The sequence below is a fragment of the Carnobacterium alterfunditum DSM 5972 genome, assembly GCF_000744115.1.
Taxonomy (GTDB): Bacteria; Bacillota; Bacilli; order Lactobacillales; family Carnobacteriaceae; genus Carnobacterium_B; species Carnobacterium_B alterfunditum.
Genome location: NZ_JQLG01000004.1, coordinates 270,728 through 284,129 on the forward strand (window position 1 = coordinate 270,728; position 13,402 = coordinate 284,129).

10 protein-coding genes are annotated in these 13,402 nt (G+C 37.3%); 1 reads left to right on the top strand and 9 read right to left on the bottom strand.

The window, feature by feature from the left end:
- Window positions 1-54: 54 nt before the first annotated feature.
- From pcrA to BR50_RS01845, 7 genes are all read right to left on the bottom strand, one after another.
- Window positions 55-2,271: a DNA helicase PcrA gene (gene pcrA, locus BR50_RS01815; RefSeq protein ID WP_425429677.1), complete on the bottom strand. Its 2,217-nt coding sequence runs from the start codon at window positions 2,269-2,271 to the stop codon at window positions 55-57.
- 267 nt (window positions 2,272-2,538) lie between these two features.
- A complete protein-coding gene (locus BR50_RS01820) occupies window positions 2,539-3,189 on the bottom strand; it encodes a GntR family transcriptional regulator (protein WP_034545622.1) in 651 nt (216 codons plus the stop codon).
- A gap of 263 nt (window positions 3,190-3,452) precedes the next feature.
- Window positions 3,453-4,352 (bottom strand): DMT family transporter, encoded by a 900-nt coding sequence (locus BR50_RS01825; RefSeq protein WP_034545625.1) that lies wholly within the window; start codon window positions 4,350-4,352, stop codon window positions 3,453-3,455.
- Between the two features lie 213 nt (window positions 4,353-4,565).
- Window positions 4,566-5,864: an adenylosuccinate lyase gene (gene purB / locus BR50_RS01830; protein WP_034545627.1), complete on the bottom strand. Its 1,299-nt coding sequence runs from the start codon at window positions 5,862-5,864 to the stop codon at window positions 4,566-4,568.
- 15 nt (window positions 5,865-5,879) lie between these two features.
- Window positions 5,880-7,010 carry a 5-(carboxyamino)imidazole ribonucleotide synthase gene (purK, locus tag BR50_RS01835; protein WP_178377452.1) on the bottom strand — a complete coding sequence of 377 codons (1,131 nt, stop codon included), beginning with the start codon at window positions 7,008-7,010 and terminating at the stop codon, window positions 5,880-5,882.
- Window positions 7,011-7,133: 123 nt separating this feature from the next.
- Window positions 7,134-7,691, bottom strand: coding sequence for a DUF2179 domain-containing protein (locus BR50_RS01840; RefSeq protein ID WP_034545631.1), 558 nt, complete (start codon window positions 7,689-7,691; stop codon window positions 7,134-7,136).
- 160 nt (window positions 7,692-7,851) lie between these two features.
- Window positions 7,852-8,436, bottom strand: coding sequence for a xanthine phosphoribosyltransferase (locus tag BR50_RS01845; protein WP_034545633.1), 585 nt, complete (start codon window positions 8,434-8,436; stop codon window positions 7,852-7,854).
- Between the two features lie 383 nt (window positions 8,437-8,819).
- Here BR50_RS01845 and BR50_RS01850 point away from each other — a divergent pair, with 383 nt between their 5' ends.
- Window positions 8,820-9,536, top strand: coding sequence for a hypothetical protein (locus BR50_RS01850; protein WP_034545635.1), 717 nt, complete (start codon window positions 8,820-8,822; stop codon window positions 9,534-9,536).
- Between the two features lie 379 nt (window positions 9,537-9,915).
- On the opposite strand, the gene BR50_RS01855 is transcribed toward BR50_RS01850, so the two are convergent.
- A complete protein-coding gene (locus BR50_RS01855; RefSeq protein ID WP_034545638.1) occupies window positions 9,916-11,235 on the bottom strand; it encodes a hemolysin family protein in 1,320 nt (439 codons plus the stop codon).
- Window positions 11,236-11,336: 101 nt separating this feature from the next.
- Complete coding sequence (pbp4, locus tag BR50_RS01860) at window positions 11,337-13,388, bottom strand: penicillin-binding protein PBP4(5) (RefSeq protein ID WP_034545641.1); 2,052 nt, start codon at window positions 13,386-13,388, stop codon at window positions 11,337-11,339.
- Window positions 13,389-13,402: the final 14 nt, after the last annotated feature.

Genomic DNA, 13,402 nt, shown 5'->3' on the forward strand with positions numbered 1-13,402 from the left:
CGATTGGGACAAACTACCCTTTATTGCCTGTTCTTTGTCCAAGAAGTGTCGAGCCTAAGCGTCGTTTTCCGCATCCTGTTTTTTAATTGGGGCAAATGCTGCTAATAGGCGTTTGATGCCTTGTTCTTTAAAGGCTACATCGAGTTGGAGGTCGTTTGCTGTACCGGTAACCTTGACCACTGTACCAACACCCCATTTTTTATGAATGGCTTTGTCGCCAACTTCCCAACCTAATTTATCCGCACCGCTTGATATCTTGTCTACTACTGGTGCTTTATAAGCTTGACTAGTTGCTCGAGTTGCTTGATTGCGCTGCATAGAGCTAGTTGCTGAACGGCTAAATGGCGTATTCATTGTTTGTTGATTGCCTGATTCTATGACCTCATCGTCGATCTCATTTATAAAACGTGAAGCCGAATTGCTTTGAGTACGGCCATATAAAACGCGTGAGTAAGCATTTGTGATGTACAATTTTTTCTCAGCTCGCGTGATCCCAACATATGCTAGACGGCGTTCTTCTTCTAGTTGATCTTCTTCCATCATCGCACGGGACAACGGGAAGATCCCTTCTTCTAATCCAATCAGGAAAACGATTGGGAATTCTAGTCCTTTAGCTGCGTGAAGCGTCATTAAAGTTACTTCACTTTGAGGTTCTTCTTCTAGATTATCTAAATCCGAGACCAATGCCAAATCAGTTAAGAACGTCAAGAGTGTTTTATCTTCAGTATTTTCTTTTTCAAATTGTTGTGTCACGGTCAAAAATTCTTGAATATTTTCTAAGCGCGTTTCAGATTCAAGTGTCCGTTCTAATTCTAGAGCTTTTTGATAACCGCTGCGTTTCAACACTTCTTCGACTAACTCTGTTACGGGAAGATATTCTTGCATTTGGCGTAAGTCTTTCATCATGAAGCCAAAAGCTTCGAGTTCACTCGCAGCTTTACCGGAAATCGGTGTAATAGAGACATTTAAGGCTGTTTCTAAAAGAGACCATTCATATTGGTTGGATGACGTTCTCAGTTTTTCAATCGTCCCAGGACCAATTCCTCGTTTAGGTACATTGACTACTCGTTCAAAACTCATATTGTCATCAGGATTGGCAATTAAACGCAGATACGCTAGCACATCTCTGATTTCTTTACGGTCATAGAACTTATGTCCGCCAACCATTTTATAAGGAATATTTGATTTCAACAGACTTTCCTCAATGATCCGCGATTGAGCATTAGTCCGGTAAAGAACTGCAAAATCACCATAATTATAGTTCTTTTCTTTCATTTCTTCTTGGATCTTAGAGATGACATAACGCGATTCATCGCCTTCAGACTGCCCACGATAATACGTGATTTTTTCGCCATCCTGATTATCCGTCCAAAGCTTTTTAACTTTTCGTTTAGTGTTATTGCCAATTACATCATTCGCTGCTTGTAAAATCAGTTTAGTGGAACGGTAATTTTGTTCTAGCAAAACGGTGGTCGTATCTGGATAATCTTTTTCAAAATTCAAGATATTTTCCATGTTTGCCCCGCGCCAACCGTAGATGCTTTGGTCAGCATCTCCAACAACACACAAGTTTTTAAACCGTTCAGCCAGCATGTTGACTAAGGTATATTGTGCTTCATTCGTATCTTGGTATTCATCCACGTGAATGTAATGGAATTTATTTTGGTAATAATCTAATATTTCAGGATTTTCTTTGAACAAGCGAATAGCCAACATGATCAAATCATCAAAATCGACTGCTTGGTTGCGGCGCAATTCCTTTTGGTAATCATCGTAACAATCGGCAACGATTTTTTCAAAAAAACTTCCTGCTCTTTTACGGTAATCAACTGGTGTATCCAATTCGTTTTTTGCGTTGCTGATTTCACCTAAGATAGCTCTAGGATTGTATTTTTTAGGATCGATATTTCGTTCTTTTAAAATTCGTTTCATCAAGGTTTGTTGTTCACTAGGATCGCTGATGGTAAATGCCCGTGTGTAGCCGATACGGTCGATGTCACGACGTAAAATACGGACACACATTGAGTGAAAAGTAGAGACCCAGACATCATTTCCGCCTTCTTTTAACAGACGAACGACCCGTTCTTTCATTTCTTTAGCCGCTTTATTCGTAAATGTGATGGCTAAAATATTCCATGGGTTAACATTTTTTTCTTCGATCAAATAGGCAATACGGTGTGTTAAAACGCGTGTCTTACCACTTCCCGCACCCGCCATGATTAAAAGCGGCCCTTGTGTGCAGACAACTGCCTCTTGTTGTTTTGGATTCATTCCATTTAATAAATCATCTCGTAATACCAAATTTTACATCCTCTCTCTTATAGCACCCTATATTTTTACTCTAAAAATAGGATGTGGACTTCACTAGTCTAGCAAAACTTCTTTAAATTTTGCATAATTTCTCAATGATAATATTACCACAAATAAAGCCTCTTCGAGCAGTAAATGAACAGTTTTAAATGAAGTTTGGCAAAAAGAAAAAAAGATCCTCAAAAAAAGAATCTTTTTTCTTGATATCCTATTCAGGTCACCGTTATTTTAAATGCCTTGGATCGCGATCAGACTAAGCTGATTGATTAAAATACGCACTTCTTTTCTGGCTAAGGCGTAATCATTGCTTTTCAAAAAAAGGACTATTTGGTTAAAATGCTTTATTTTCGTTGCTTGACTAAGTTTCAGATACTCTTTGATTTCTTCATTTGTTTGTTCTCTTATACTCCTAAATGTATCCAAAAATAAAGATGTCGTGTAGCTATTTTTTGTGTAACGAAAAAGGCCTTTCAAGTAGTCGAATTCAATGGTTAAAAAAGCTTCTATCTCTTTTGGATCTGTCATCTGGTTGATTTGATCGATCGTATCTTCTAAACGATCCGTATTAAATTGAATTTCTCTGATCTGTAAAAAATGCAAATGATCGATCATGACTAACTCCATAAACTCTAACTGTTCCTGAAATCCTTGTAGTGAGATCTGTTTTTCTTGAATTCTTATGCCCTTATTTGGTTCAATTACTATATACCCTTCTTCTTCTAATCGCAAAAAAGCTTGTCGAATCGGTGTTCGGCTGATACCTAGTTTCTCAGATAAACCAATTTCTGTAATATGTGTTTGTGGCAACCATTGTTTAGTTGAAATTTGATTTATACTGTATTGGTAAACTTTATCTTCTAATTTTTTTGGTTTAGACAATCACACTCACCTGCCTAATTAATTATTTTCTGTCTATACCAAAAGAACAAAACAAGTTTATTATAGTTAACATACATATGTTGATTATAGTTTTTATTTTACTTTACTTCAAGTCTAATGATTTGACTTCGGGTTGAATCGAGTTTGTGATTTTCAGTACCAATAGATCATTTAGAACACCTAAATAATTTTTTTTGCGGTATCAATGGGATCTACCTGACCTTACTAACCTATTTTATTGCTTTTATACCAGATTCGTCTTCTCATTTTGTTTTCTCTCTTATAGCTAAAGATTCTTTTCTTGGCCATTTTAGCCCTCCAATAAATGTTGAACTTAAAATCAATAAACCGCCAAACATTTGCATGCTGCTCATTCCTTCACCTAAGAAAAGGGCAGACATTACTACTGCAGCAACTGGATCAATGTAACTCAAGAGGACGACTGTTTGACTTTTTAATTTTTGCATTGCTGAGAAATACAATACATAAGCTAAACCGGTATGAATGATCCCTAAAATGATCAGATAAGGAATCGACGTAACAGCAATCGCCACTAAATCGAATCCTTGAGTAAAGAAGACATAAGGAGCCAACGTTACAGAGGCTACCATCAGCTGGATCATCGTACTCTCTAGACTGGTTAAATTTTTTACAAATTTATTTAACATCATCACACTTGCATACAAGACAGCTGCGCCTAAGCCATATAAGATCCCTACCAAATGGGTATAATTTCCGCTTATTTGTGTTCCTGTGCCAACAATCAAAAACATCCCCAGCATAGCAACTAGGATACTGATCGCTTTATTTGGCATCAGCTTTTCATTTAATAAAAAAGGTGAAACGATCATGACGATTACGGGAGCAAAATAATAGCTTAATGTAGCATTTGCAATGGTTGTATAATGATAAGCCTCAAACAATAAAATCCAATTCAAGCCGATTGCTGCTCCAGAAAATAGCAGCACTCCTGCATTACTTTTTAAGGCTGTCCGTGAGATCTTTTTTTTCTTTAGCAGTAAAAAAAGCAATAGAAATAAACTCCCTAAAACGCCACGATAAAGTGCAATTTCACTTGAAGTCAACGCAATATTTTTTACCATCAGGCCAATTGACCCAAACAACAGCATAGCTGTTACAACTTTCATCTTTTCTATTCCCATCTTTTCCCTCCTGATCTTCTTATGTATGGTGTGACACATTTAAAATTTTCCAGTTACTAGAATCAGAAAAAAGGTACTGGTTCTTTTTACCGCTGATTGCCCCAAAAATTGTGTTGAAAAAAGCATAGGAAAATAAAGATTCCTATGCTTTTGCTATTATTCTTACTTAATCGGCTATTTGAAATTAGAGTATATTAATTTTGGTACGAAACCTTAGTCCCCTAGGCCAACTCTTTGAAAAATTTCGTCTACGTTTCTCAAGTGGTAGTGATAATCAAATGCATCGTCTAAATCTTTTGATGTCAAAATAGACATGACCTCTTCGTCTTCTTCCAACAACGGACGGAACAATACTTGTTCATCCCAGGCAACCGCTGTTTTTGGTTGAATCAGATCATAAGCAGCTTCACGGCTCATTCCTTTATCGATGAGTTTAAGCAATACACGTTGGCTATAAATCAATCCAAATGTTGCATCCATATTGCGTTTCATGTTTTCAGGGAAAACTGTCAGATTTTTAACGATCGTTCCAAAACGATTTAGCATATAATCCAATAAAATAGTTGAATCGGGTAAAATGATTCGTTCTGCGGATGAATGCGAAATATCTCGTTCATGCCATAGTCCAACGTTCTCGTAAGCCGTCACCATGTGGCCTCTGATAACACGAGCTAAGCCTGTTACGTTTTCAGAACCGATAGGATTGCGTTTATGCGGCATAGCTGATGATCCTTTTTGCCCTTTTGCAAAAAACTCTTCAACTTCACGTGTCTCAGATTTTTGCAGCCCACGAATCTCTGTAGCGAATTTTTCGATACTCGTTGCGATCAATGACATTGTGGCAACATATTCAGCATGTAGATCACGAGGAAGGACTTGCGTTGAAATTTCTTGCGCTCTTGTTCCTAAATGTTCACAAACATATTTTTCAACAAAAGTTGGTACATTCGCAAATGTTCCGACTGCTCCACTGATTTTCCCAGCTTCGACGCCTTTTGCTGCATGTTCAAAACGTTCGATGTTGCGTTTCATCTCAGAGTACCAAAGAGCTAATTTCAACCCAAAAGTTGTCGGTTCAGCATGTACTCCATGAGTCCGACCCATCATTACAGTGTACTTATGTTCTTTAGCTTTTTCACCAATTATCGCTAAAAAGGTTTGTAGATCTTGACGCAACACATCATTCACTTGTTTTAATTGGTAGCCATAAGCTGTATCCACAACGTCTGTACTTGTTAATCCATAATGGACCCACTTGCGTTCTTCCCCTAATGATTCAGAAACTGCGCGAGTGAACGCTACGACATCATGTCTTGTTTCTTTTTCTATTTCTAAAATACGTTCGACTTCAAACGACGCATTTGCACGGATTTTTTCCACATCTTCTTTAGGTATTTCACCTAATTCAACCCAAGCTTCGACAGCCAATATTTCAACCTCTAACCAAGTGTTGTAACGATTTTTATCAGACCAAATGGCCGCCATTTCAGGTCTTGTATAACGTTCTATCATAGCTGTATAAACCCCTTATTTCCAGATTCCTGTATCTGCGATTGTAGCTAGTGTTTTTTCAATATCTTTAGTTAATACTGTAATATGACCAATTCTCTGGCCTTTTGTTGCCTTCTCTTTGCCATAGTAATGAAAGTTCCAATTTGGCTTTAACTGAATTTGAACTTTTATTGCTTCATCTTGTTCAGCCAACATTGTTGCCATGACAGCTGGAGAAAGCAATTCGATTTCAGGCAGAGGCCAACCACAGATTGCACGAATATGGGCATCATATTGTGACAAAGAACAGGCTTCAATACTATAATTCCCTGTATGATGAGGTCTTGGAATAATTTCATTCACATAAAGTGTCCCACTAGAAGTAATGAACATTCCAATTCCTAAGATTCCTATCACTTCAAGATTCTCAGCCACAGTCCGGGCAATCCGTTCAATTTCTTCTTCTACATAGTGGTCGATACGTGCAGGAACAATACTTTCAAGTGAGATCGCATTGCGATGAATATTTTCTGCAACTGGAAAAACGACTATTTGATTTGCTTGATTTCGTGCAACCGTTACAGACAGTTCGCGTTCAAATGGGATCCAAGCTTCCAATACACACGTTCCTCTTTTTAATAAAAAAGCCGCTTTAAAAATATCTTCTTCACTTTGAAGAACACATCGATCTTTTCCGTTGTGCCGTTCACTAATTGTTTTCAAAACACAAGGAAATCCAATTTCGTTGATTGCCCATTTTATATCTTCAACGGTAACAATAGTGACATAAGGAGCTAAATTGATGTTACTAGCTTCTAAATACGCTTTTTCTAATAATCGATCTTGGATGATAGAAAGTAAATCAGCCCCTTGTGGAACAGGAACCGTTTTTTTCATTCTTATGATTGCATCTGCATCAATGTTGTCGTATTCGTACGTTACCACATCACATTTCATAGCAAAATCCATCAATGCTTCTTGATCGTCATATTGAGCAATTATTTGCCAATCTGCAATTTGAGCTGCTGGACAGTCTTTTTCAGGATCCATTACGCCTATATGATAGCCCATCTTTTTGGCAGATAAAGCCATCATTCGTGCGATTTCTCCGCCGCCAATGATTCCAATCAATTTTCCTGGACTAATTAGATTAGACAAACTTATCACTACCTTCTAAAACGATTTGTATTATTGCTCATCTGTTCATTCTAATTTTAGCAGTTATCTTGTCATCTGTCATTGACAATATTCAAATTTTAGTCCTAAATTGATTATAAAAAATAACAGTTGTTATCTTTGTTCTTCTGCTTCGATTTCTTTACGGCGTTTTTTTAATTTTCTTGTCCAAAAACCGCCATTAATGTATTTAGGCTCATAAGAGATGATAAAACTTTTAGGTTCAATTTGACTAATTTGTTTGTATAGTTTGCGTTCTGTTTTTCTAGGTGTCAAGATTTCTAAGACCATCCGATCTCCCTCTCGGCCGAATGCCAAACTCGTTGTCACTCCGTATCCTAAATCACGCAAATCTTCGGGCATTTTAGTTTCTATATCTGGAACAATAGCTGTGACCATGATGTATCCAAGTGCCAAAAATTCTTCGATTTTTATCCCCAGAGCGATTCCAAATCCATATCCTAAGGCATAAACAGCAAGATTGATGTAATTATCTAAACTATCTAGAACCAATCCTAAACCGACAACATAGATCGTTACCTCAACCATCGAAACGAGCGACGCAGCTAAGCGATAACTCTTCATGGTCAACATAAAACGGATCGTATTCAAAGAAATATAAGCGACATTGATGACGAAAATTAATAGTAAAAAAGGTAAATCGACTTCCACTTTTCTCTCCCCTAACTGATAAGTAAATTTTTATACTCTACTTAACATTATCAAAATTTATTTAAATAGCAAGTAAAATAGCTAATAGATCTGCCACTGTAACAAATAAGCGGATCAAAAAGTAATTGTTCTACTTTTAGATCCGCTTAGCATGAGTCATTTATTCCATTTCTTTCTCTACGAATTTCACTTGTCCTTCTTCAAATGCTCGAATACGTGCTAAAGAATAAACATCATAGTTTTCTTCTTCAAGCAATTGACGACCAATTTGAAAAGATTTTTCAATAACGATCCCAACACCCATTACTTGAGCATTCGCTGCTTTGCATAATCTTATCAAGCCTTTTGCAGCTTGACCGTTAGCCAGAAAATCATCGATCAGTAATATACGATCTGTTTTGTCTAGAAATTTTTTGGAAATCACAATCGTACTCGTCGCATTTTTAGTAAAGGAATACACCTCTGTAGAATAAAGTTCATCCGTCAAGGTCAAACTTTTTTGCTTGCGCGCGAATACTACTGGAACACCTAAAGCCAATCCTGCGAAAACAGCTGGTGCTATGCCGGATGATTCGATCGTCACGATTCTCGTAATGCCCTTATCGGAAAAATAATCAGCAAATTCATTTCCGATAGACTGCATGAGTTTAGGATCGATTTGGTGATTCAAAAAGTTATCTACTTTTAAAACCTCTCCTCCTAAAACAACGCCGTCCTTTAAAATTCGATCTTCTAATTCTTTCATGAAGTCCAACCTTTCTTTCTATAACTCATTTAAGTACCGGATAAATAACTTTTTCATTCCTAATTGATTTATAAGCAGCAAAAAAACTTGAAAATGGTTATCCAACCACATCAATATACGTTTTTTCACTTAAAAAGTCAATATTTTTAACATGCTTGTCGTTATCACACTGATAAACACCATAAAACACGAACTATACTACTAAAAAGTAATATATAAGTCGCTTTTTTAACCTTATTTTAAAAAAACAGGGTCCAGAAATTTTAGTTTATTGTATTGATCCTATTTATTAAACCATTAGAAACCATCTCCTAAAATAAACTAGAAATTCTATAAAGAATGTTATATTATTAAGCTAAAGTCTTCATAGAGAGGAGTTTAGCATGCGCAACAGAAGTTTACTAGGACTCATTAAGCACTATTGGTATCTGGGTATATTATTTGTCATTCTTATTGTGGTGCTTGTTATTGGTACACAACAAGAAAAACCATGGTCAACTGATTTTGATGCAACTGAAACAAAATCATCTGTTATAAAAGATAAGTCTGCCAGCGTTGAATCAGAGGCTAGTTCTGCTGAATCAGAAGATAGCGATGATGCTTCCCGAATAGATTCAGAATTATTTTTCTTAAGCGATGACCAAAAAGAAAGTGAAGAATCAGAGCTTGATGAACCAGAAAACGAGGAAACGGAAGATTTAGCTGAAATCAAGTCCGAAGAAATACTCGATGATGACGACCCTATCAATGATTATGATAGTAATCAAACGAATAGAACCAGCAGCTACACACCTACCTATTCTAATGATAACTATAGCCAACCTAAAAGTTCAACTTCATCCACACAAAAAAATCCGACTACATCAACGCCTTCTAAGCAACCTGCTAAAACACCAGCAGCTGAGCCAGAAGAACTAAAAGAATCGATATCGGTTGTGGAATCGGAACCAAAACCAATCGAGATACCAACAGTTGAAGTCGAAGTTGAGGAATCAGCCAAACCAGAAAAAACGGAGGAATCTGCTGCTCCAGAACTCATCGAATCAGAAAAAAACATAGTGGAGGATTCTTCAATTGATACTCCCTCTATCGAAGAATAGAAACTAGTCGATTATTTAAACATTAGTGTCAATACAAAAAAAGTGCATTGTCATTGGACAGCGCACTTTTTTTGGGTTCTATAATTTTTAGTGTTGCTAGATTTAATCTAATTGCATTACTTACCCAAATTTCTGAAGGAATAGGGTTGCTTGTAGCCATGTATAAGATTCAATGAGAATTACAAAACGTTGGCGCTTCAGCGATTAGGTTTTGTTTGAAGCTTGAAAGTCTGTAAGACTACAGGCTTACAGACGGTCCAATGGCTCCACAAGCAAACCCGTCCATTCCAGAAGAAATTTCTTTTTGAAATATCCACACCATTTGACATAGAACTTTTTTTTGTACTAATGTTTAATCTTTTATTGTTTCAGTATCTTCTTAGTTTTCCTCCGTATTTAAACGTTCGACATAGAGACTGACTAGACGTGAACCTTCTACTTTGTTGGACTTAAGTAAGTAGTTTTCATACTCTATACTAACATTCTCATCTGGTCGAGGTATATTTCCATGTTGTGTAATGAAATAACCGGCGATTGAATCTACATCACTGGACTCAATGTTAGTTCCAAAAAATTCATTGAATTTTGATAATTGAGTTGAACCATCTACTAAATAAATACTTTCAGATACTTTTTCGATCATGTTAGATGTTTCATCATATTCATCATCAATATCCCCTACTATTTCTTCAAGCAGATCTTCTAATGTTACAATTCCGACTACTCCGCCATATTCGTCATTTAGTACGGCTAATTGATTGCGCGTGCGTCTTAACTCAAACAGCAAGTCATCCACATGGATCGTTTCAGGAACAAACAATGGTTGATTTAAGATATCTTTTAAATCGATATCATCCAGTTTTGTTGTACGAGAAGCTTTCAACAAATTTTTAACATGGATGATCCCAATAATACTATCTTTATCCTCAATATAAACTGGCACACGAGAATAGGGAATATCTAGTAATTGAGGAATATTCACTTCACTTCCATCTTTATAATCGATCATGAAGGTATCGGTACGCGGAACCATGATTTCTCTAGCCATTTTAGTATCCATTGATAAGATACCTTTTAACATAGTAAATTCATCTGGATCGATTGCTCCAGCTAGTTGACTATTTTCTAGATAAACACGAAATTCATCACGTGTCATTTTTTCTTTTTCTTCCGTAAAATCTATTGGCGTCATTCTCTTTAAAATATCGGTCGAAAATGAGAGCAATTTCACAAATGGTTTAGCTATTTTTTGTACAATAAGAATGACACCAGAAGTCGCGCGAGCAACCTCTTCAGCTTTTTGCAAAGCGACTTGTTTTGGATATAATTCCCCAAACACAAGGGTTATATAAGATAGTACGATCGTCACAACAAATGTTGCTATCTGCGTTCCCCCAGGAATATTTGATAAATAGGGTTCTAGGCGAATGGCAAAACTGGTTGCTGCTGATGCACTTGCAAAGAAACCTGCTAAGGTGATAGCTACTTGAATTGTAGCTAAGAAGTTATCTGAATTACTTAGCAGCTTCAAGATATTTAACGACTTCTTATCGCCTTTAGCTGCTCTTTCTCTTATTTTCCCTTGATTTAGTGATACAAATGCCATTTCTGCTGATGCGAAAAATGCATTAACAGCTGTCAATATAACGATAATTAATATCTGTCCTATCATCGACTGACTATCGGGGTCTGAGTTCATTTATCATTGTCTCCTTTAAATTTTTCTAATTTTTTACAAAGTAGCAATACTATACCACTTTTTGAGCCTATTTTCAACTACTCATCTTTACTGTGTTCTCGCTATTGTTGTTGGAATGTATCCATTTTTTCAAGCATTGGCAACATAGTATCGATTACTGAACCACTTGATTTCCCTTCGATCATAGCCAACATCAAATATTCGCTGTTTTCAGCATCAAAAGCTAACAAGAAACCGTTTGTTTCAGCGTCTTCGCCTTCTGTTTCGGCTTCTGTTGTTTCAGCTGTACCCGTTTTAGCTGCTATTTTTTGGTCAATAACAGCTAATTTGTGAGAAGAACCGTATTCTTTTTCTACAGCCTGAACTAAGTCCTCTTTGATTATTGCTGCTGATTCTGGTGTGACGGCTTGTTTGGATTCTGCTGTTTCTTGATCCGCAGTCAATTTAGGGTAAACAAGTTTGCCTCCATTTGCAAATGGTGTATAGGATACCGCTTGTTGAATGGGATTAAGTAACAATTCACCTTGCCCAAATGCGGTATCTGCCAAGTGCCCTTCTGAATCTAATGTGCCGCTGTTTGATATTTGAGCTGGGTTCATCGCAATTGGCAATTTCAAGTCCTCACCAAATATATATTTGCTTAAACCTGTTTCATAAACTTCTTGTCCCATTTCTAATGCTTCTCGTGCAAAATAAATATTATCTGAATACGCAAATGCATCTGCTAGATTCACACTAGGAACATCTTTCACCCGGGTAACTTTATAATCTCCCCAAGAGGCATCTTTTTGCCAAGATAACCCGTCAATTTCCTGCGTTTCTGCTGGAATGATCGTTCCCGCATCTAGACCTATGCCCGCTGTAATAACTTTAAACGTTGACCCTGGTGCATATCCAGAAGCATATCGCGCTAAAAATGGGCTCATAGGATCGTCAACGTATGCTTGGTAATCTTCAGAACTGATGCCGCTTGACATTAAGTTTGCATCATAAGAAGGCGTACTGACTAATGCTAACAAGCTTCCGTCCGTTGGATCCATGAAAACGGCTGAACCGCTCTCTCCCGTTAATTCATCATAAGCAGCTTGCTGTATCTCAGCATCAATGGTCAAAGTAATATCCTCACCATTCTCAACTTCAGATTCTTGTAATACCATTTTTAGTTCGCTGTCACTTGTTTGGATCTCGATGCGCCCGCCTTTTTGACCTCTTAACCTTTCGTCATAAGTTGCTTCCAAACCAGACTTGCCAATAAGGTCTCCGGCACTCAATGTTGGATTTTTCTCAATGTCATCTGCTGAAGCATCTCCAACGTATCCAATCAAATGGGCAGCTGCTTCATTTAAAGGATATGTACGAGCCGTTGTTTCTTGATAAAGTACTCCAGTAGCTTGTGGTAATTCTGCATCTTGAGCCAATATTTTAAACGGTACAAAGCTTTCTGGCGTTACCCAGCCTTGCTCTAACAAATTTTCTAATTCTTCTACTGCAACGTCATACGTATCAGCAATTTTTTCTAAATTGGTTGTCTTTTGGTCCCCTTCACCTAATGCTGAAGGCTGCAGACCTGCTTGCATAGAGGTCCCAATAGTTGCTAATGGCGAGCCGTCTTTATCTAAAATCTCGCCTCGTTCACCTGCCGTTTTTATGATTGAGATTTTATCCGTTGGTTCCATATCTGGAAAAATAAGTTGTGTATCCCAATCGACTTGATATTCGCTATCTACCTTAGACAACGTTGTTTCGTATGACTTTTTGTCTAATTCACCTAATGCTGTTTCCATGTTTACCGAATAGGAGATCCTATATTCATCCGTTTCCTCATTTTGTGTAAGCGAAAAATCAGACACTTTCAGCTCCGCAGCTCCTATACCGCCATATACTATTACGTAGCGCTCTGCCATCGATTCTCTTGTGTAATCGATAGCAGCCAATGATTCTTCAGAAACGATTTGGCTCATAGCAGTATAATCTTGTTTTTCTACTGCTGCGATAAACGTATCTGCCGTTTTTTGAGCGGCTTTTTCATCTCTGGCTGCCGACCAAGCATTATATCCGATAACTCCTCCAACAATCAATGCAATCGCCGCTATACTGGTACTGATTATTGCCCATAAGGGAAACTTTTTTCCTTTTGTGTTGCTGTTTCGCATCTCACTACACCTGC

What these genes read in the sequence shown, in the direction of transcription:
- pcrA (WP_425429677.1), bottom strand. Translation starts at nt 2,271, where the DNA reads ATGAATCCAAAACAACAAGAGGCAGTTGTCTGCACACAAGGGCCGCTT.
- BR50_RS01845 (WP_034545633.1), bottom strand. Translation starts at nt 8,436, where the DNA reads ATGAAAGAATTAGAAGATCGAATTTTAAAGGACGGCGTTGTTTTAGGA.
- pbp4 (WP_034545641.1), bottom strand. Translation starts at nt 13,388, where the DNA reads ATGCGAAACAGCAACACAAAAGGAAAAAAGTTTCCCTTATGGGCAATA.
- BR50_RS01825 (WP_034545625.1), bottom strand. Translation starts at nt 4,352, where the DNA reads ATGGGAATAGAAAAGATGAAAGTTGTAACAGCTATGCTGTTGTTTGGG.
- BR50_RS01855 (WP_034545638.1), bottom strand. Translation starts at nt 11,235, where the DNA reads ATGAACTCAGACCCCGATAGTCAGTCGATGATAGGACAGATATTAATT.
- BR50_RS01850 (WP_034545635.1), top strand. Translation starts at nt 8,820, where the DNA reads ATGCGCAACAGAAGTTTACTAGGACTCATTAAGCACTATTGGTATCTG.
- purB (WP_034545627.1), bottom strand. Translation starts at nt 5,864, where the DNA reads ATGATAGAACGTTATACAAGACCTGAAATGGCGGCCATTTGGTCTGAT.